At 64.5% G+C, this 19,196-nt stretch carries 17 protein-coding genes; 9 read left to right on the forward strand and 8 right to left on the reverse strand.

Going from position 1 to position 19,196, the window contains the following annotated elements:
• Nucleotides 1–17: 17 nt before the first annotated feature.
• Nucleotides 18–989, reverse strand: coding sequence for an adenosylcobinamide-phosphate synthase CbiB (gene cbiB, locus AC0L2X_RS07815; protein ID WP_473561956.1), 972 nt, complete (start codon nucleotides 987–989; stop codon nucleotides 18–20).
• Here cbiB and cobD point away from each other — a divergent pair.
• The gene (gene cobD, locus AC0L2X_RS07820) at nucleotides 988–2,043 is read left to right on the forward strand and encodes a threonine-phosphate decarboxylase CobD (protein ID WP_473561958.1); all 1,056 of its coding nucleotides are present in this window, start codon (nucleotides 988–990) and stop codon (nucleotides 2,041–2,043) included. The two genes, cbiB and cobD, sit on opposite strands and share 2 nt — an antisense overlap.
• Nucleotides 2,040–2,549, forward strand: a complete 510-nt coding sequence (locus tag AC0L2X_RS07825) for a tyrosine phosphatase family protein (RefSeq protein WP_473561960.1) — start codon at nucleotides 2,040–2,042, stop codon at nucleotides 2,547–2,549. Before cobD ends, AC0L2X_RS07825 begins: the two co-directional genes overlap by 4 nt.
• A 288-nt stretch (nucleotides 2,550–2,837) precedes the next feature.
• Here the strand turns inward: AC0L2X_RS07825 and AC0L2X_RS07830 are convergent, their stop codons facing one another.
• Nucleotides 2,838–3,641: a creatininase family protein gene (locus AC0L2X_RS07830; protein ID WP_473561962.1), complete on the reverse strand. Its 804-nt coding sequence runs from the start codon at nucleotides 3,639–3,641 to the stop codon at nucleotides 2,838–2,840.
• Nucleotides 3,642–3,740: 99 nt separating this feature from the next.
• A complete protein-coding gene (locus AC0L2X_RS07835) occupies nucleotides 3,741–4,124 on the reverse strand; it encodes a RidA family protein (RefSeq protein ID WP_352640494.1) in 384 nt (127 codons plus the stop codon).
• A gap of 276 nt (nucleotides 4,125–4,400) precedes the next feature.
• Between AC0L2X_RS07835 and AC0L2X_RS07840 the strand changes: the two genes are divergently transcribed.
• The 6 genes from AC0L2X_RS07840 to AC0L2X_RS07865 are packed head-to-tail and all read left to right on the forward strand — an operon-like array spanning nucleotide 4,401 to nucleotide 10,380.
• Nucleotides 4,401–5,405 carry an ABC transporter substrate-binding protein gene (locus AC0L2X_RS07840; RefSeq protein ID WP_473561964.1) on the forward strand — a complete coding sequence of 335 codons (1,005 nt, stop codon included), beginning with the start codon at nucleotides 4,401–4,403 and terminating at the stop codon, nucleotides 5,403–5,405.
• 3 nt (nucleotides 5,406–5,408) lie between these two features.
• Nucleotides 5,409–6,251, forward strand: coding sequence for an ABC transporter ATP-binding protein (locus tag AC0L2X_RS07845; protein WP_473561966.1), 843 nt, complete (start codon nucleotides 5,409–5,411; stop codon nucleotides 6,249–6,251).
• On the forward strand, nucleotides 6,238–7,089 hold the full coding sequence (locus AC0L2X_RS07850) for an ABC transporter permease (protein ID WP_473561967.1): 852 nt from the start codon (nucleotides 6,238–6,240) through the stop codon (nucleotides 7,087–7,089). Before AC0L2X_RS07845 ends, AC0L2X_RS07850 begins: the two co-directional genes overlap by 14 nt.
• 17 nt (nucleotides 7,090–7,106) lie before the next feature.
• Nucleotides 7,107–8,405: a cytosine deaminase gene (locus AC0L2X_RS07855; protein WP_473561973.1), complete on the forward strand. Its 1,299-nt coding sequence runs from the start codon at nucleotides 7,107–7,109 to the stop codon at nucleotides 8,403–8,405.
• Nucleotides 8,405–9,802, forward strand: coding sequence for an FAD-binding oxidoreductase (locus AC0L2X_RS07860; RefSeq protein ID WP_473561975.1), 1,398 nt, complete (start codon nucleotides 8,405–8,407; stop codon nucleotides 9,800–9,802). The genes AC0L2X_RS07855 and AC0L2X_RS07860 overlap by 1 nt, the downstream gene beginning before the upstream one ends.
• Complete coding sequence (locus AC0L2X_RS07865) at nucleotides 9,799–10,380, forward strand: NAD(P)H-dependent oxidoreductase (RefSeq protein ID WP_473561969.1); 582 nt, start codon at nucleotides 9,799–9,801, stop codon at nucleotides 10,378–10,380. The genes AC0L2X_RS07860 and AC0L2X_RS07865 overlap by 4 nt, the downstream gene beginning before the upstream one ends.
• A 245-nt stretch (nucleotides 10,381–10,625) precedes the next feature.
• Here the strand turns inward: AC0L2X_RS07865 and AC0L2X_RS07870 are convergent, their stop codons facing one another.
• From AC0L2X_RS07870 to AC0L2X_RS07890, 5 genes are read right to left on the reverse strand one after another with little or no spacing between them, the layout of a single operon-like run.
• Nucleotides 10,626–13,085 (reverse strand): GcvT family protein, encoded by a 2,460-nt coding sequence (locus tag AC0L2X_RS07870; protein WP_473556795.1) that lies wholly within the window; start codon nucleotides 13,083–13,085, stop codon nucleotides 10,626–10,628.
• Nucleotides 13,082–14,263, reverse strand: a complete 1,182-nt coding sequence (locus AC0L2X_RS07875; protein WP_473556793.1) for a pyridoxal phosphate-dependent aminotransferase — start codon at nucleotides 14,261–14,263, stop codon at nucleotides 13,082–13,084. The genes AC0L2X_RS07870 and AC0L2X_RS07875 overlap by 4 nt, the downstream gene beginning before the upstream one ends.
• A complete protein-coding gene (locus tag AC0L2X_RS07880) occupies nucleotides 14,263–15,162 on the reverse strand; it encodes a homocysteine S-methyltransferase family protein (RefSeq protein WP_473556791.1) in 900 nt (299 codons plus the stop codon). The genes AC0L2X_RS07875 and AC0L2X_RS07880 overlap by 1 nt, the downstream gene beginning before the upstream one ends.
• The gene (locus AC0L2X_RS07885) at nucleotides 15,159–17,612 is read right to left on the reverse strand and encodes a GcvT family protein (RefSeq protein WP_473556789.1); all 2,454 of its coding nucleotides are present in this window, start codon (nucleotides 17,610–17,612) and stop codon (nucleotides 15,159–15,161) included. Before AC0L2X_RS07885 ends, AC0L2X_RS07880 begins: the two co-directional genes overlap by 4 nt.
• Nucleotides 17,613–17,625: 13 nt before the next feature.
• The gene (locus AC0L2X_RS07890; protein ID WP_473556787.1) at nucleotides 17,626–18,219 is read right to left on the reverse strand and encodes a helix-turn-helix domain-containing protein; all 594 of its coding nucleotides are present in this window, start codon (nucleotides 18,217–18,219) and stop codon (nucleotides 17,626–17,628) included.
• A 265-nt stretch (nucleotides 18,220–18,484) separates the two neighbouring features.
• On the opposite strand from AC0L2X_RS07890, the gene AC0L2X_RS07895 reads away from it, so the two are divergent.
• Nucleotides 18,485–19,183, forward strand: coding sequence for a nitroreductase (locus AC0L2X_RS07895; RefSeq protein ID WP_473556784.1), 699 nt, complete (start codon nucleotides 18,485–18,487; stop codon nucleotides 19,181–19,183).
• Nucleotides 19,184–19,196 lie beyond the last annotated feature (13 nt).

Consider the following 19,196-nt stretch of genomic DNA (forward strand, 5'->3'; position numbering starts at 1 on the left):
TCGATCTCGAGCGCAGGTCACGCCAGTATGACAACCACTGCGACCACCCCGAACAGCGCAATCAGCAGCAAGTCGGCGACCCGGTAGAGTTTCAGCGCCCGCCGGATGTCGGTGCTCTCGACGTCGTCGCGACGGCCGCCTTCGCCCATCAATGCGTCTTCGACCATGACGCCATCGTAGGAACGGGGGCCGGCGAGCGCCAGGCCGAGCGCACCGGCCATCGCTGCTTCCGGCCAGCCGGCATTGGGCGAGCGGTGCTTTTTCGCATCGCGCCGCATCGCGTGCCAGGCGGCTTTGGCGTCGGCGCCCTTGACCAGGAAAGCCGCAAGCACGATCAGCAGCGCCGTCAGTCGCGACGCCGGCAGATTGATCCAATCGTCGAAGCGCGCCGCCGCCCAGCCGAAGGCGCCGTGGCGCGGGGTGCGATGACCGATCATCGAATCGGCGGTGTTGGCGGCCTTGTAGGCGACGCCGCCGGCGAGCCCGCCGATACCGAGCCAGAAGGCCGGCGCGACGACGCCGTCGGAGAAATTCTCGGCCAGGCTCTCGATCGCGGCGCGGCAGACAGCGGCCCTGTCGAGCTTTTCCGGGTCGCGGCCGACGATCCGCGAGACGGCAATGCGGCCCATGTCCAGTCCGCCGCTGTCGAGTGCGTCGGCTACCGCTTCGACATGCTCGGCCAGGCTCTTCTGCGACAGCAGCGACGTCGCCAGGATTGCGGTGACCAACAAGCCGAGGGGAATGCTCCAAAGCAAGGTTTCGAGCCAGAGGGCGACGGCGGCCGGCACCAGCACGATCACCAGCAGCGCGACGACGCCCCAGCGGCGACGGTCGGCGTCGGAATCAGTGGCGCGGTTGAGCCTGCGGTCGAGAAAGGATATCAGCCTGCCGAACCAGGTGACGGGATGGCCAATGGCATCGAAGAGCCGGGCCGGGTAGCCGAGTACAAGTTCGATGGCCAGCGACAGGAAAGCGATCAGGATCGACATGAAGTCTCTTGATGGAGTGACGGCGGCAGTGGACCACGGCGGAAGCCTTGGCCGGGCGAGGGCGCTTTTCCCGCACGCGCCACTGCCTTTCGTCGACCTCTCGACCGGGATCAATCCGCACTCCTACCCGCTTTTCGATTTGCCCGCCACCGCCCTGTCGCGATTGCCGGAAGCCGCGCGTACCCATGAATTGGCCGAAGTCGCGGCAAGCGCCTATGGCGCGCCGTCGGCTGCGAATGTCGCAGCTGCGCCCGGCACGCAGATCCTGTTGCCGCGCGTCGCTTCGCTGGTCAGCCCGGGCACGGCGCTGGTGCTCGGGCCAACTTATGCCGAGCATTGGCGGGCAGCGGCGATCGCCGGCCATGCGGCGGCTGAAGTCGATGATTTCGAAGCCTTGGCGGCGGCCGACCTTGCCGTCGTTGTCAATCCCAATAACCCGGACGGGCGCGTCGTCGAGCGCGAAAGTTTGCTTCGACTTGCCGCAAAATTGCGCGCCGGAGGCGGGCTGCTGGTCGTCGACGAGGCGTTCATGGATGTCGGCCCGCGCAGCGAAAGCCTGGCCGGCGACGTCGACCAGGGCGGCATTGTCGTGCTGCGTTCGTTCGGCAAGTTCTTCGGCCTGGCCGGCCTGCGGCTTGGTTTTGCGGTGGCCGACGCGCTGACGGTGGAGCGGCTGCAGGCGCAATTCGGGCCGTGGGCGATTGCCGGGCCGGCGCTCGAATATGGCATAAGGGCGCTTGCCGACACCGGCTGGCAGGCCGGGATGCGGCGCCGTCTGGCCGAGGATGCCGCACGGCTCGATACGCTGTTCAGCCGGTTCGGCGTGCCTGTCGCCGGTGGCACTTCGCTGTTCCGCTATATCAGGCTGGCGGACGCCGCCGGCCTGTTTTCGATGCTCGGCCAGCGCGGCATCCTGCTTCGGCATTTCGCCGACCGTCCGGATGTGCTGCGCGTCGGCCTGCCGGGAGCCGACGAAGAATGGCGGCGGCTCGAATCCGCCCTTGCCGGCTGGGCCTCGCGGCGCGACGATGATGCCAAGGAGATTTCGCGATGATTCATGTCTGTTCGCTGGCAAAAATCGAGGAGACGGTGGCAAGAACCGGGGCCGAGCGGCTGCTTTCGCTGCTTGCCGCCGGAACGGAGGTGGTGCGGCCGGCCTCGATCACCAGGGAAAACCATCTGCATCTGGTCATGCATGACATTGCGGTGGCGCAGGAGGGCATGACGATGCCGGGCGAAGAGCATGTCCTGAACCTGCTCGATTTCGCCCGCCAATGGGACCGCTCGCGGCCGCTGGTGGTGCATTGCTATGCCGGCATCAGCCGCTCGACCGCCTCGGCCTATATCATCGCGGCAGCGCTGGCGCCGACGCGCGACGAGGCCGAACTGGCCAAGACGCTGCGCGCGCTGTCGCCCACGGCGACGCCCAATCCGCGGCTGATCGCCATTGCCGACTCACTGCTCGAGCGCAACGGCCGCATGAGCCGCGCCATCGAGGCGATCGGGCGCGGTGCCGAAGCGTTTGAGGGCACGCCTTTTGCGTTGAAGATCGAGGGGTGATTCCTAGGCGGTAATTGGAGCCATCAAGCCAGCAAACAATCGAGCCGCAATTGCGCTGCGGTGGCGGCAAGGTATTTGCCTACGTCGGCGCTGCCCCTCATCCGCCTGCCGGCACCTTCTCCCCGTATAGAGACGGGGAGAAGGGACTTGTCGCGACCCTCGGCGCGCCTTTTCTGCAGTGGTGGCGATTGGCGAAGGTTTCAGTGCAGCTTCTTTCTCCCCGTCACTATACGGGGAGAAATGCCCGGCAGGGCAATGAGGGGCAGCGCGGCGCTGGCGGATAGCCTCTTACGCCAACCAGTCCGCCAGCTTTGCCTTGCGCACGTCCCTCAGCAGGCCGATGAAACCGTCGGCCTGATGTTCGGCGGTGAGCCGGCCTTTTTCGGCGGTGGCAATGCTGGCGTCGCCGACCACGCCATTCGGGTTGAGGTCGCTGGCGATCCAGGCGAAGGCGTGCGTTCCGGTGTGGCGCAGCAGCGAAAATTCCTTTTCGGCGCGCGCGACCTTGGACACGAAATTGTCGGCCTTGCCCATGTCGACGAGGTCGGGCCGGAAATGCAGCATCAGCGAGGTCTCGACGTCGCCGCCATGGATGCCGTGACGGTCTTCGAGGTCGGTGTACATGCCGGCCGGCCGGCCAAAGCGCTGCCAGCTGGTCTTTACCGCCAGCATCTTTGCCCGCACGCGCAATTCGCGGGTGACGATGCCCATGATCTCTTCATTGCCGCCATGCGAGTTGACGATGACCAGTTTTCGGATGCCGGCGCGCGCGACCGACAGGCCGAGTTCGGTCCACGCCTCCACCAGGGTCGTTGCCGGCAAAGTGAGGGTGCCGGGCGCATGCAAATGCTCGTTCGACTTGCCCACCGCCTGCACCGGCAGGATGCGGATGTCGAGATCGCTCGGCAGGCGGGCGATCACCGTTTCCAGCATGCCGTTCATGATCGAAGTGTCGGTCGAGACCGGCAGATGCGGGCCGTGTTGCTCAATCGCCGCCACCGGGAGGATGGCGATCGTCGCCTCCGGATCGACGGTCGCGTATTCGGTTGTCCGGTAGTCGCCCCACCATACGCGTTTTTTTGTTCCGGCCATTTTGAACCTCGAGGAGACTGAATGCGCGCTTGATGAGGGGCAGCGCCAACCTTGTCGTGTAACTGGAGATCATCTGCCTGTCGATTCCGACCCTGTTGATCATCCCGCCGCGATGACCTCGATCTCGACCTTGAATTCCGGCCGGGCAAAACCGGACACGATCATAAGCGTCGAGGCGGGCGCAGGGCTGGCGAACAGCCGGTCGCGAACCTCCATATAGGGACGCAGGAAGGCGCGGTCGGTGACGTAGGCGTTGATGCGGACAATGTCGGACAGGCCGAGCCCGGCCTCGCCGAGGATCGCCGCTATGTTCTGGAAGCAGAGCTCGGCCTGTGCGCCGGCCTCTTCCGGGATCTGGTCGTCCGCTGTGATCGCGACCTGGCCCGAACACAGAACCAGCCGCTTTCCGGGGGGCAGCTCGACGCCATGGCTGTAGCGGGCGAAGGGCGGCTTGATCGACTTCGGCGTGAGAAATTTGAACATGGCAATCTCCGTTGACGGCAGCCTAAAGCGGGATCGATGCGGGCATCAAGATGGCGGTGCATGTCACGAGGGCGATTGTGGACAGGCGATCAAAAAATAGGCACGATGCCTTTCGTACAGCATGACCCGTCCGGCCTTCGCGCCTCCATTGCACAGGCGGGCACTGCACAAGCGGGCGGTCCCGACGCAACGCGCCGGTGGCATGTGTCTTGCTTCTTGAAACAATGGTGTCGAGCCCGGCGCGTGATGCGCCGGAGCGAACAAAGGGTGGTGTGGATGTACGGAAGACTCAAGATTTCGGCGGGCGTGATCGTGCTGCTTGGCGCAGGCACGCTTGCCGCGGCAGCGAACGAAAAAGTCACCTTCGGCACCAACTGGCTGGCCGAGCCGGAACATGGCGGTTACTACCAGGCCGTGGTGGATGGCACCTATGCCGCCTGCGGCATCGACGTGACGATCATGCAGGGCGGCCCACAGGTCAGCGGCCGGCCGCTGCTGCTCGCAGGTAAGATCGATTTCTACATGGGCGGCAATCTGCTGTCGGCCTTCGATGCCGTGCAGCAAGGCATACCGATGCGCGTCGTGGCTGCGGACTTCCAGAAGGACCCGCAGGTCATCATGTCCCATCCCGGGCAAGGGCTGGATAAATGGGAAGACCTGAAGAACGCCGACCAGTACATCCTCGGCGACGAAGGTGCGCAGACCTTCTTCCAGTGGATGGTCACCGACCTCGGCTTCGATGCCGCCAAGCGCGTCCCCTACACCTTCAACCCGGCGCCGTTCATCGCCAACAAGAAGTCGATCCAGCAGGGTTACGTCACCTCGGAGCCATTCGCCGTCCAGAAGCAGGGCGGTTTCACGCCGAACCAGTTTCTGCTGGCCGACTATGGCTGGGACACATATGCGACGACGGTCGAGACCATGCAGGAGACGATCGACAAGCGTCCCGAGGTGGTCCAGTGCTTCGTCGATGGCTCGGCCAAGGGCTGGTACAATTATCTCTATGGTGACAACAAGGCCGCCAACGAGATGATCAAAAAGGAAAATCCGGACATGACGGATGAGCAGATCGCCTTCTCGATCGAGCAGCTGAAGAAGTTCGGCGTGGTCGATTCCGGCGACAGCGAAAAGCTCGGCATCGGCGCCATGAGCGACGCGCGCATCCAGAGTTTTTACGACAAGATGGTGAAGGCCAAGGTCGCGCCGGCGGGCGTCGACATCAAGAAGGCCTACACGCTGGCCTTCGTCAACAAGAGCGTCGGGCTCGACCTGAAGAAGTAGGCCGTGAAGCTGGAGAAAGTGGCGCAACAGCCAGGAAGCGTATCGGGGCAGACGCTGTTGGCGCTGCGTGGCGTCGGCAAGGTGTTTTCCAACGGCGTCACCGCGCTCAGCAATGTCGAGCTGACGATCCGGGAAGGCGATTTCCTCAGCCTGCTCGGGCCGTCGGGCTGCGGCAAATCGACGGCGCTGCGGCTGATCGCCGGCCTGTCGACGCCGACCTCGGGTGTGCTCGACTGGCGCGGCAGCGGCGGCCTCGATCGTTCGACTATCGGCGACCGTTCGAATATCGGCTTCGTCTTCCAGGAGCCGACGCTGCTGCCCTGGGCCGATGTCTTCGACAATGTCTGGCTGCCGCTGCGGCTGAAGGGCGTGTCGCGGGCCAAGGCGACGCCGGCGGTGATGGAGATGCTGGCGCGGGTTCACCTGACCGGCTTCGAGAATGCGGTGCCGCGCGAACTGTCGGGCGGCATGAAGATGCGCGTCTCGATCGCCCGCGCCATGGTAACCAAGCCGCGCATTCTGTTGATGGACGAGCCGTTCGCGGCACTCGACGAGATCACCCGCTTCAAGCTCAACAACGACCTGCTGGAGCTATGGCAGGATGAGCGCTTTACCGTCGTTTTCGTCACCCACAGCGTCTTCGAAAGCGTATTCCTCTCCAACCGCGTCGTCGTCATGGCGGCGCGGCCGGGCCGGGTGTTTGCCGAGCTTGCCGTCGATGCGCCCTATCCGCGCGACGAGGCGTTTCGCACCTCGCGCGACTATGCCGCGCTCTGCCGCCAGGCGTCCGACGTGCTGATCGGCGCCATCAACTCAACTGCCGGACCGCATCATGACGGCCATTGAAGAACCAGTCCTGGCGCTCGACCCGGAGGAGGCGCGCCGCGTCCGCCAGGAGCGCTTCGAGCGCATCGGCAGATGGCTGCTGCCGCTGGCCATCATGATCCTGGCGATCTGGCTGTGGGACCGCATCTGTGTCTGGAACGACATCCCGAAATACATCCTGCCGCGTCCCGCCGTGGTGCTGCAGACGCTGCACGACGATGCCGGGCTGCTGTTCTCCTCACTGCTGGTGACGCTCAGGATCACCTTCTTGAGCCTGCTTCTCGCCGTAGTCGGCGGTGTCGGGCTGGCGGTGCTGTTCGCGCAGTCGAAATGGGTGGAGATGTCGTTCTTTCCGTTCGCCATCGTGCTGCAGGTGACGCCGATCGTCGCGATCTTCCCGCTGATCAATATCTATGTCGACAACCAGACGACGAAGCTTTTGCTTTGCGCCTGGATCGTCGCCTTCTTCCCGATCCTCTCCAACACCACGCTCGGCCTCAATTCCGTCGACCGCAATCTGCGCGACATGTTCAAGCTCAACGGCGCGACCCGCTGGCAGCAATTGCGCTATCTGCGGCTGCCGGCGGCGATGCCTTATTTCCTCGGTGGGCTGAAGATCGCCGGCGGCCTGTCGCTGATCGGCGCGGTGGTGGCCGAGTTCGTCGCCGGCGCCACCGGCCAGTCGTCCGGCCTCGCCTCGCGCATCATCGAGGCCGGCTACCGGCTCAACGCACCAAGGCTGTTCGCGGCGCTGATCCTGATCTCGCTGACCGGCATTCTGATCTTCCTGGTGCTGTCGCTGGTATCGCATCTCATTTTGCGGCGCTGGCACGAGAGCGCGCTGAGGCAGGAGCGGTGATGGTGGGCAGCGCCAGTTTGATACCGGCTTCTGGTTCCTACCATCTCGCCAAGGTTCGGCTTCATGCCTCACTTACGCCGGGCTTTTCTGGAGCCTTCGATAGCGACGGGTTTGGGCTCGCCGATATCGTCATCACCGATGGCAAGATCTCCGGGATTACGGCGCATCGATCCAATGCACCGGCAGACGCCATCGACCTCGGCGGCCGCATCGTGCTGCCGTGCTTCGTCGATTGCCACACCCATATCGACAAGGGCCATATCTGGCCTCGAAAGCCCAACCCGGACGGCACCTTCATGGCCGCGCTGAATGCAACCGGCGCCGACCGCGCGGCGCGCTGGAGCGCCGACGACGTTGCGCGCCGCATGGATTTTTCACTGCGCTCCGCCTATGCGCATGGCACCAAGGCGCTGCGCACGCATCTCGACAGCGTTGCGCCGCAGGAAGAGATCTCCTGGCCGGTGTTCGAGACGATGCGGGAGAAATGGCGCGGCCGCATCGAGCTGCAGGCGGCCTGCCTGCTCGGCATCGAGGGCGTGCGCGACAAGAAATGGTTCGAGAGGCTGGCCAAGCGGGTGGCTGCCGCCAAGGGCGTGCTCGGCGTCGTCACCTACATGGTGCCGGATCTCGAAGAACTGCTCGACCAGGTGTTTGCGCAGGCGATCAAGCACGGCCTCGATCTCGATTTCCATGCCGACGAGACCGACGATGTCGCGGCGATCTCGCTGAAGAAGATCGCCGAAGCAGCCCTTTGGAACGGTTTTGACGGGAACATCCTTGTAGGTCATTGCTGCGCGCTGGCGCGCCAGCCCGACCTCGACGTGCTCGACACGCTGGACAAGGTCGCCAAGGCCGGCCTGGCGGTGGTGTCGCTGCCGATGTGCAATCTCTATTTGCAGGACCGGCGCGGCGACAAGACAACGCCGCGCTGGCGCGGGGTGACGCTGCTGCACGAGATGAAGGCGCGCGGCATTGCCGTCGCCGTCGCCTCCGACAATACGCGCGACCCGTTCTACGCCTATGGCGATCTCGACATGCTGGAGGTCTATCGCATCGCGACGCGCATCCTGCATCTCGACCATCCCGTCGCCGACTGGCCGCAAGCGGTGACCGCGACGCCGGCCAAGGTGATGCGGCTCGATGGTTTCGGCACGCTTGCCGTCGGAGGGGCGGCCGATTTCGTCGTCTTCAGGGGGCGAAGCTGGACGGAATTGCTGTCGCGGCCCGAATCGGATCGCATCGTGGTGCGCGACGGGCATGCGATCGAGCGCCAGCTGCCCGATTATGCCGAACTCGATGATCTGATGGTGGAATGATGGACATTGCGGCGCTCAAGCGCGACCTGGACGGCCTCAAGGTCGACGACCATCCGGCGATCGTCCAGCAGAAGAGCCGCGACTTCTACTGGTACAGCCCGGTGCTGAAGCAGCAGCTCGAGCACGTCACCGGGGACCTGATCGTGACGCCGAAAACCGAAGACGAGGTCGTGCGCATTCTCGCCGCCTGCCACCGGCATGGCGTGCCGGTAACGCCGCGCGGCAGCGGCACCGGGAACTACGGCCAAGCGATGCCCTTGTCGGGCGGTGTGGTGCTCAATCTCGCCGAGATGAAGGCGGTCAAGACGATCGCGCCGGGCCGTGTCGTCACCGGCCCCGGCGCCGTGCTCGCCGACATCGACAGAGCGACGCGGGCGCATTCCGGCCAGGAGCTTCGCATGTCGCCGTCGACCTACAACACGGCATCGATCGGCGGTTTCGTCGCCGGCGGCTCCGGCGGTATCGGTTCGATCCGCTGGGGCGGACTGCGCGACCTCGGCAACGTCATCCGGCTGAGGACCGTGACCATGGAGGCCGAGCCGCGTGTCATGGAGCTCACCGGCGAGGATGTGCTGAAGGTCATGCACGCCTACGGCACCAACGGCATCATCACCGAAGTCGAGATGCCGCTGACCGCCAGCTATGACTGGATCGACGTCATCGTCGGCTTCGACGATTTCATGGATGCGGCTGGCTTCGGCAACGATCTGGCCATCCAGGACGGCATACTGGCGAAACTGATCACGCCGATCGCAGCACCGATCCCCTACGATTATTTCAAGCGCCACCAGCGGTTTTTCCGGCGCGGCCAAAGCATCGTCGTCCTGATGATCGCACCGCATGCGATGGATGCCTTCCTCGCCTTCACGGCGCGCAGCAAGGGCGAGATCGTCTTCCGCGCCGACAAGGAGGCCGACCTCAAGGGGCTGCCGCCGGCCTATGAGCTGACCTGGAATCACACCACGCTGCGCGCCATCCGGGTCGATCCGACGATCACCTATCTGCAGACCCGCTACCCGTCGCCGGACCACCTCGGCCACGTCAAGGCGATGGTCGACCGCTTCGGCGACGAGGTGCCGGCACACCTCGAATTCATCCGCTTCGACGGCGCCATCGGCATCGCCGGACTGCCGCTGGTGCGCTTCACCACGGCGGAGCGGCTCGACGAGATCATCCGCATCCACGAGGACAATGGCTGCTGGATCTTCAACCCGCACCGCTACACGCTGGAGGAAGGCGGCATGAAGCGCACCGACGAGGTGCAGCTCGCCTTCAAGCGCGAGACCGACCCGCAAGGGCTGCTCAATCCGGGCAAGATGATCGCCTGGGAAAACCCGGACTATGATTATCGCTCCGGCAAGTCGTTCCTGTTCAAGGGGTTGGAGACGGCGGGTTGAACATCCTCGTCCTCTACGCTCATCCGGTCGAGACGAGCTTCAATGCCGGCCTGCACCGGACCATCGTCGAGCGGCTGAAGGCGGCCGGCCATGTCGTCGACGACTGCGATCTCTATGCCGAGGGTTTCGATCCCAGGCTGACGCGGCCCGAACGGCTCTCCTATCACGACGCGCGCAGTGACGGCGATCCGGCATCGGCTTATGTCGAGCGCCTGCTGCGGGCCGAGGCGCTGGTGCTGTCGTTTCCGGTGTGGAACTTCGGCTATCCGGCCATTCTGAAAGGCTTTTTCGATCGCGTCTTCCTGCCCGGCGTGTCTTTCAAGCTGATCGACGGCAAGGTGCAGCCGTCGCTGCACAACATCCGCAAGGTGGTCGCGGTCACCACCTATGGCGGCAGCCGGTTCCGCGCCATGCTGATGGGTGACCCGCCGCGCAAGCTGGTCACGCGGGTGCTGCGTGCCACCATCAAGCCCGGCGGGTCGGTTTCCTACCTCGCGCATTATTCGATGAACCTGTCGACCGACGAGACGCGGACGAGGTTCGTGGCGAAGGTCGCGGCCAGGATGGACGCGTTCTGATGCAGGAGCTGAGTTGGGAGACTTCCCTTCTCCCCTTGTGGGAGAAGGTGGATCGGCGCGTAGCGCCGAGCCGGATGAGGGGTGCTGGAAGAAACGCGGCGTGGAAAGATCAGGGATGGAGGCGCTAAATTAGCGAGACGGAAGCGCTAGTGTAATTCTTCGAGGTAGCGATCCTTCCAACACCCCTCATCCGACCGAGCTTCGCTCGGCCACCTTCTTCCACAAGGGGAGAAGGGAAAAGCGCGCTACATTCGCACCCGCTCCGACTTCGGATCGTACATCGGCTTGAGCGAGGCCTCGGCAGCAAAGCGCTCGCCGGCGATCTCGATCTCGTAGGACGACGACAGCACATCCGCCTCGCTCTCGCCCTTGCAAGGCACGTAACCAAGCCCGATGGCGCCGCCGAGATGATGACCGTAATTGCCCGAGGTGATCGGGCCGACGATCTTGCCGTCGCGCAGGATCGCCTCGTTATGGAAGAGCAGCGGCTCGGGGTCGTTCAGCCGGAACTGCACCAGCCGGCGTGACAGGCCGGTTTCTTTCTTCTTCAGCACGGCATCGCGGCCAAGAAAATCGCCCTTGGCAGTCTTCACTGCGAAGCCAAGGCCAGCCTCCAGCACATTGTCCTCGTCGGTGATGTCGTGGCCGAAATGCCTGAATGCCTTTTCGATGCGGCAGGAATCCAGCGTGTGTAGGCCGCATAGTTTTAGCCCGGCGTCAATGCCGGCTTCCGCGATCGCCTCGAAGACATGGGCCGCCTGGTCGGTCGAGACATAAAGCTCCCAGCCGAGCTCGCCGACATAGGTGACGCGGTGGGCGCGGGCCAGGCCCATGCCGATCTCGATCTCCTGAAACGTTCCGAAGGGGTTATTCTCGTTGGAGAAATCGTTCGGGCTGACCTTTTGGATCAGGTTCCTCGAATCCGGGCCCATCAGGCAAAGCACGGCTTCGGCAGCGGTCACATCGGTGATGACGACGAACTCGTCGGCAAGATGTCTTCTCAGCCAGGCCAGGTCGCGCTGCAGCGTGGCGCCGGGCACGACGAGGAAGAAGGCGGTTTCAGACAGCCGCGAGACGGTGAGGTCGCTCTCGATGCCGCCGCGCCGGTTGAGCATCTGGGTGTAGACGATCTTGCCCGGCGCCACGTCCATGTCGTTGGCGCAGAGCCTTTGCAGGAAAGCGCAGGCGTCGCGGCCCTCGACGCGGATCTTGCCGAACGAGGTCATGTCGAACAGGCCGACGCCGTTTCGGACCGCCAGATGCTCCTCGCGCTGGTTGTCGAACCAGTTCTGCCGTTTCCAGGAATAGCGGTATTCGCGCTCCTGGCCCTCCCGCGCGAACCAGTTGGCGCGCTCCCAGCCGGCGACCTCGCCGAACACGGCGCCGCGCGCCGTCAGATGTTCGTGCAGCGGCGAACGGCGCACGTTTCGCGAGGTTGCCATCTGCCGGTAGGGAAAATGATCGGCATAGAGCAGGCCGAGCGTTTCGGAGACGCGCTCCTTGAGATAGCGGCGGTTCTTCTGGAACGGCTGGGCGCGGCGGATGTCGACTTCCCAGAGGTCGAAAGGCGCCTCGCCGTCATTGATCCATTGCGCCAGCGCCATGCCGGCGCCGCCGGAGGAGACGATGCCGATCGAATTGTAGCCGGTCGCCATCCAGTAGCCGGAAAGCTCCGGCGCCTCGCCGAGATAGTAGCGGTCGTCCGGGGTAAAACTCTCGGGGCCGTTGAAGAAGGTGTGGATGCCGGCGGTTGCCAGCATCGGCATGCGGTTGACGCCCATTTCGAGGATCGGCTCGAAATGTGCGAAATCCTCGGGCAATTGGTCGAAGCAGAAATCCTCGCTTATGCCGTTCATGCCCCAGGGCTTGGCCACTGGCTCGAAAGCGCCGAGCATCATCTTGCCGGCATCTTCCTTGTAGTAGGCGCACTCGTCCGGCACACGCAGCACCGGCAAGCGGGAAAGGCCGGGGATCGGTTCCGTCACGAGATAAAAGTGCTCGCAGGCGTGCACCGGAATGGTGACGCCGTTCTGGGCACCAAGTTCGCGTGACCACATGCCGGCGCAGTTGACGACGATGTCGGTATCGATCAGGCCTTGCTCGTCGCCCTGCGCCCAGGACACGCCGGTGACGCGGCCGGCCCTGGTGTGGACCTTGGTGACCTTCACATTCTCGACGATCGTCGCACCGCGCTGGCGCGCGCCCTTGGCCAGCGCCATTGCAATGTTGGCCGGGTCGCACTGGCCGTCGAGCGGCAGATGCACGGCGCCGACAACATCGGAAACATTGAGATGCGGGTACACCTGCTTGACTTCGCTGGGCGAAATCTCGCGCACGTCGACATCGAAGGCGCGGGCGAGAGACGCCTGCCGATAGATCTCGTGCTTGCGCTCCTCGGTCAGCGCCACGGTGATCGAGCCGACCTGGCGCATGCCGGTGCCGACATCGGTCTCGGCTTCCAGCTTGACGTAGAGATCGGCCGAATATTTCGCCAGCCGCGTCATGTTCTGCGAGCCGCGCAACTGGCCGATCAGTCCGGCGGCGTGCCATGTCGTGCCCGACGTCAGCTGCTTGCGCTCGAGCAGCACGATATCGGTCCAGCCGAGCTTGGCCAGATGATAGGCGACCGAGCAGCCGGAGACGCCGCCACCGATGATGACCGCTCTTGCTTTGGTGGGGATGGCTTTCGGGGGCAGGGCGTTCATGCCGCCTCGCGGCGATAGCTGGAAGCGAAGCGGCGCAGGCGCGTGGCTGCTTCCATCAGCACCTCTTCAGGCTGGCAGAGGCTGAAGCGGATGTGGCCGGCGGCGGCTTCGCCGAAGCTCGAGCCGGGCATGACGCCGACCTTTTCCTGGTCGAGGAAAGCCCAGGCGAATTTCTCGTCGTCCGGCTCGATCGCCGATATGTCGAGCATCACATACATGCCGCCTTCGGAGCCGCGCACGGTGATATTGTTCATACCATGCATGGCATCGAGGACGACGGCGCGCCTCGCGGCATAGCGCTCGGCGATCTCCTTGACGCCGTAGCCGTTTTCGAGCGCCTCGGCGCAGGCGAGGCTGATGAAGGCCGGAAGGCCGTAGGTCATCACCAGATTGAGGTCGGTCAGCAGCGAGATCATCGGTTCCGGCCCGGTCAGCCAGCCCATGCGCCAGCCGGTCATACCGTGGCTCTTCGACATCGAATTGATGACCAGCGTACGTTCCGCCATGCCGGGCAGCGAGCGCGGCGAAATGTGCTCGCCGCCGCCGAGCGTCCAGTAGACCTCGTCGGACAGCAGCCAGAGGTCATGCTCGCGGCAGATCTGCGCCAGCTCTTCCAGGTGCTCGCGCGAATAGACGGCACCGGTCGGGTTGTTGGGCGTGTTCATCAGGATGGCGCGGGTGTTCGGCCGAAGTGCGGCGCGGATGTCGGCGGCGCGCGGCTGAAAGCCATCCTCGGCGGGGGTCTCGACGACGCTGAACTCGGCGCCCGCCGCGCTGAAGGTGTTGGGGTAGGTGGCGTAATAGGGGGCGACGACGATGGCATGGTCGCCCTGGTCGAGAACCGCTTGAATGGCCGCGTAGAGCGCGGCCTGCCCGCCCGGCGTGGCGATGACCTGGTCGGGATTTGTCGCAACGCCGGTGCACAGCGTCGAAGCCGCCGCCATCGCCTTGCGCAGGCGCGGAACGCCGGCAAGCGGGGTGTAGTGGTGATTGCTGGCGCGAACCGCCGTCACGCAGGCTTCGATCGTCTCGCTCGGCGTGTCGAAATCGTGGTCGCCGACCGACAGCATGATGATGTCCTCGCCGGCCTGCTTGCGCGCCCAGGCAGCGGAATGAACCTCCCAGCCATCCTTGCCCGAAGGCACGATGCCGGAAATGCGCGATGATGGCCTGGGCATTATGCTACTCCCGAAATTTCATAACCGGCCTGTTCGAGCCGGTCGCGCAGCGCGGCGATGTGGCCCGGTCCGACCTCGCAGCAGCCGCCGACGATGCTGGCGCCGGCCTCGACCCAACCGACCGCCTGGCCGGCATAGGCATCCGGATCGAGGTCGTGGCGGGCGTGCAGCACTTCCACGGTACCGCCATGCTTGAGCGCCTCGATCGAGGTGAAGCCATTGGCATAAGCGCCGACCGGACCGCCGAGCGCGATCAGTTCGGGCAGCGCTGCAGCGATCGCCTCGGGCCGGCAGCAGTTGACCAGCCGGGCTGCGACCGGCAGGCGGTCAAGAGCGCCCGCCGCCGCTGCAATGGCTTCGCCGCTGCGCAGGCGCGGCGTGCCGTGGTCGGAAAGCGTCCACGACACCCATACGGGCTTGCCGCTTTCCGACGCCGCGGTGACGGCGGCGCGTGCCTCTTCGGCCGACGCCATGGTTTCGCACAGAAACAGATCGACGCCGTCCGCCTGCTCGGCAACGATGCGGCGATAGATGTCGAGCGTATCCTGGAAGGATATCGTCAGCGCCGGCGCATAGCTGCCGAACAGCGGCGACAGGCAGCCGGCGATCGCCGCGTCGCCGGCCTGGTCGCGTGCTTGCCTCGCCAGTTCGATGCCGCGCTTCTGCAGCGGCTTGAACAGGTCCTCCGCGCCCTCGCGCGCCAGCCGCTCCGGCGTGGCTGAATAGGTGTTGATGGTGATGACGCGGGCGCCGGCGCGGATGAATTCCGCATGCAGGTCGCGCACCAGATCCGGTTCGTCGATGAGCACCCTGGCCGACCACAGCGGCGTCGGCTCGGAACTGCTGCGGCGGACCAGTTCCTGGCCCATGCCGCCATCGGTGAGGATCACTTTCTTCATGCTCTGAGCCTCTCGTTCTTTGGATCCCATAACGGCTCATCCTTCTGCACGACCGCCCTGAAACGTTCGCCGAAGATCTCGACCTCGACCGCGGTTCCCGGCTCGGTGAGGTCGGCGCGCAGCATGCCGAGCGCGATCGACTTGTCGATGCGATGACCCCAGCCGCCGGATGTCGTCTCGCCGACGATCCGGCCGTCATGCCACAGCGTCGACATGTAGGGTGCGTCGCAGTCGCCGGGGTTTTCGACGACCAGCGTGACGAAGCGCTTCTTGATGCCCTGCTGCTTTTCGTTCTGCAGTGCCGCCTTGCCGCGGAAGTCGGGCTTGTCCCATCTGACGAAGCGCTCCAGCCCGCCCTGCAGGATCGAATAGTCGCTCGACAGGTCGCCCTTCCACGTACGGTAGCCTTTTTCGAGCCGGAGCGAATCCAACGCGTACATGCCGAACGGTTTTAGCCCATGCCTCTGCCCGGCCGCCCAGACAGCGTCGAAGATCGCTGCGGTATCGTCGACCTTGCTGTGGATTTCCCAGCCGAGTTCGCCCGCGAAGGATACGCGCACCAGCTTTGCCCAACGTCCGGCGATACTGGTTTCCTGATGCGTCAGCCAGGGCAGGGTGAGGTCGGCCGCGCAGAGTTCGGCGAGGATGTTTCGCGAGTTGGGGCCGGCGAGGATCTGGGTGGAGTACTCCTCCGTCCTGTCGACCAGCTTGAACATGGCGTCCTTCGGGATGCGCGACTTCAGCCATTCGAAATCATGCCACTGCGCCACAGCGGCGGTGATCAGCGTCATCAGGTTCTCGTCGTGGCGGACCACCGACATTTCGGTGACGATGCGGCCCTTGTCGTCGGCAAAATAGACGAGGCCGATGCGGCCGGGTTTCGGCACCAGGCCTGTCACCTGGAGGCTGAGCCATTCGGCGGCACCCGGACCGTCGAGATTGAAACGGGAAAACCCCGGCAGGTCCAAAATGCCGGCGGCATCGCGGACGGCGAGGCATTCTTCGCGCACACGATGCTGCCAGGGGCCGTCACGGCGGAAGGTCAGCGTGGATTGTTCGGAGATGTCGTCGCCTGGCTTGGCATACCAGGTGGCGCGTTCCCAGCCATTATAGGCGTCGAACCGGGCGCCGAGTGCCTTGATGCGGTCGTGGAGCGGCGACAGCTTGCGGTCGCGCCCGGCCGGCCAGGCATGGCGCGGGAACTGGATGGCATATTCGTTGCCATAGATCTCCATGCCCTTGGCGACGCAATAATCCGACGCCGAGGCAAAGGCGGTGAAACGGCGCGGATCGCACGACCACATGTCCCATTCGGTCTGGCCCTCGGTCACCCATTCGGCCAGCACCTTGCCGGCGCCGCCGCCCTGGGCGATGCCGAAGGTGAAGACGCAGGCCTCGAAGGCGTTGGGCACGCCGGGCATCGGGCCGATCAGCGGGTTGCCGTCCGGCGCATAGGGGATCGGCCCGTTGATGACCTTGGACAGGCCGGCGGTGCCGAGGATCGGCACGCGGGCGACAGCATCGGCCAGGTAATGTTCCAGCCGGTCGAGATCGTCGGGAAACAGCTGGAAGGAAAAATCGTCGGGCATCGGGTCGTTGTGGCCGACCCAGTGGGCGCGGCAATTGCGCTCATAGGGCCCGAGGTTCATGCCGTTCTTTTCCTGGCGCAGATAATAGGACGTATCGACGTCGCGCAGCAGCGGCAGTTTCTTGCCTTGTTCCTTCGACCACGCCGCCAGTTCGGGGATTTCCTCGAACAGGATATATTGATGGCTCATCACCATCATCGGCACCTCGCGGCCGAACATCCTGCCGACTTCGGCGGCACGGTAGCCAGCCGCGTTAACGACGATCTCGCAGCGGATCTCGCCTTGCGTCGTCCCGACCACCCACTCGTCGTTGTCGCGGCGCACGCCGGTGACCGGACAGAAGCGGATGATTTTCGCGCCCATGTCGCGGGCACCTTTAGCCAGCGCCTGGGTCAATTGCGCCGGGTCGATATCGCCGTCGCTCGGATCGTAGAGCGCGCCTTTCAGCTCATGCGTCTCGATGAAGGGGTAACGGCGCTTGATCTCGTCGAGCCCGACCACGTCGATATCCATGCCCTGGTAGCGGCCCATGCCCTTGGCGCGCTGGAATTCCTGCATACGCTCGGTCGAATGGGCGAGCCTGAGCGAGCCGGTGACGTGGTAGTTCATGGGATAGCCGACCTCGTCGGCCAGCCGGCGATAGAGCTCGGTCGAATAGCGCTGCATGTTCATCAGCGACCATGACGAGGAGAAAGTCGGCACATTGCCGGCGGCGTGCCAGGTCGAGCCGGAGGTCAGCTCGTTCTTCTCCAGAAGCACGCAGTCGGTCCAGCCCGCCTTGGCGAGATGGTAGAGCGAGGAGGCGCCGACGGCACCGCCTCCAATGATCACAACGCGTGCCGTGGTCGGCAAACCGGCCATGTTCTTCTCCAGATCAATAGACGGGCGGCGAAACCACCCAGATGACGACAGCCGGCTCGGCTCCAGGATTGCGCCAGCGGAACGGCTTGCCGTCGAAGCGGAAGGAGTCGCCTTCTCCAAGCCGGTGCCAGATGCCGGCAATTTCGATGTCGAAGCTGCCGGAAGCGACGTAGCCGGCTTCCTCGGTCGGCCGGCGCGCCTCGGCCTTCAGCTCGGCACCCGGGGCGAAGACCGAACGCAGCATCTCGAAGCTACCGCCGAGATCGGGCGACAGAAGCTCCTCCACCAGGCCGGAATCGCTTGTGCCAAGCGTGCGCCGGCTGCCGGCACGCACGACCACGCCGCGTTCGGTCTCGACAGGCACGTCATGGCTGAAGAACAGGCTGACCGGCACGCCGAACAATTCGGCGAAGGCCCTGAGATCGCCGAGCGACGGGATCGACAGGCCGCGCTCGACCTGGCTGACCCAGCCGACGGAACGGCCGAGCTTCAGTGCGATTTCGGCAAGCGTCAGGCCGCGCGCCTTGCGCAACGCGCGAATGTCGCCGGCCAGCAGCCGTTCGCCGTTGTCCTGTTCCGATCTGGCGGCGGTTGAGGGCAAAGCCATCCCTGTTTCGGTGAAAAATTCCCAGTAAATTTCATGTGACGGCAGGTTCATGAAAAAATCAAGAGGGTTTTCACGCGCCCACAAGATTTACTTGCGCCATTTTGACGGTTCGGGCAAAGGCTCGGCGCACGAGCGGCGAGTCCGGTCGAGGCGGATAGGGCATCGAGCGCTCATAGAAACTCGCAAGGATGCTCCATCACTTCTAGTCGGCGCATGATCCTTTCCGGATAGTCGGGTTCCAGGATTATGCGCAAAGGGACAGCCCATGCTGGAAAACAACTCCCGGATTGCGGCGGCGATCGTCGATGACGCGATTACCTCGCGGCGGTCCGTACGCGCCTTCTTGCCCGATATGGTCGACGACGACACCATCCGCGATATTCTCGCCGTTGCCGCCCGCGCGCCCTCAGGCACCAACATGCAGCCCTGGAAGGTCTATGTGACCAAGGGCGAGGTCAAGCAGCGCATCACCGACGCTATCCTCAGTTCGGGCATCCGCGCCGAAAAGGCCGAGTGGGACGAGTACCGCTACTATCCCGACCAGTTCTTCGAACCCTATCTGACGCGACGGCGGGCCAACGGCTTCGGCCTCTACGGCGTGCTCGGCATCGGCCGGCGCGAGGTCGACAGGATGCGTGCACAGCACGACCGCAACTTCGTCTTCTTCGATGCGCCGGTCGGAATGATTTTCACCGTCGACCGGCGGCTGAACAAGGGGTCATGGATCGACTACGGCATGTTCCTGCAAAATATCATGGTCGCGGCGCGGGGCAGGGGCCTGCACACCTGTCCGCAAGCTGCCTTCGCGCCCTATCACCGGCAGATCAGGCCGGTGCTCAACATTCCCGACGAGGAGATCGTCGTCTGCGGCATGGCGCTCGGCCATGAGGATACGTCCAAGCCCGAAAACGCATTCCGCACCGACCGCGCGCCGCTGGAAGAGTGGGTGACGTTCAGCAGCTGACGTAACGCGCCGC

The organism is Mesorhizobium sp. WSM4828, from assembly GCF_055811175.1.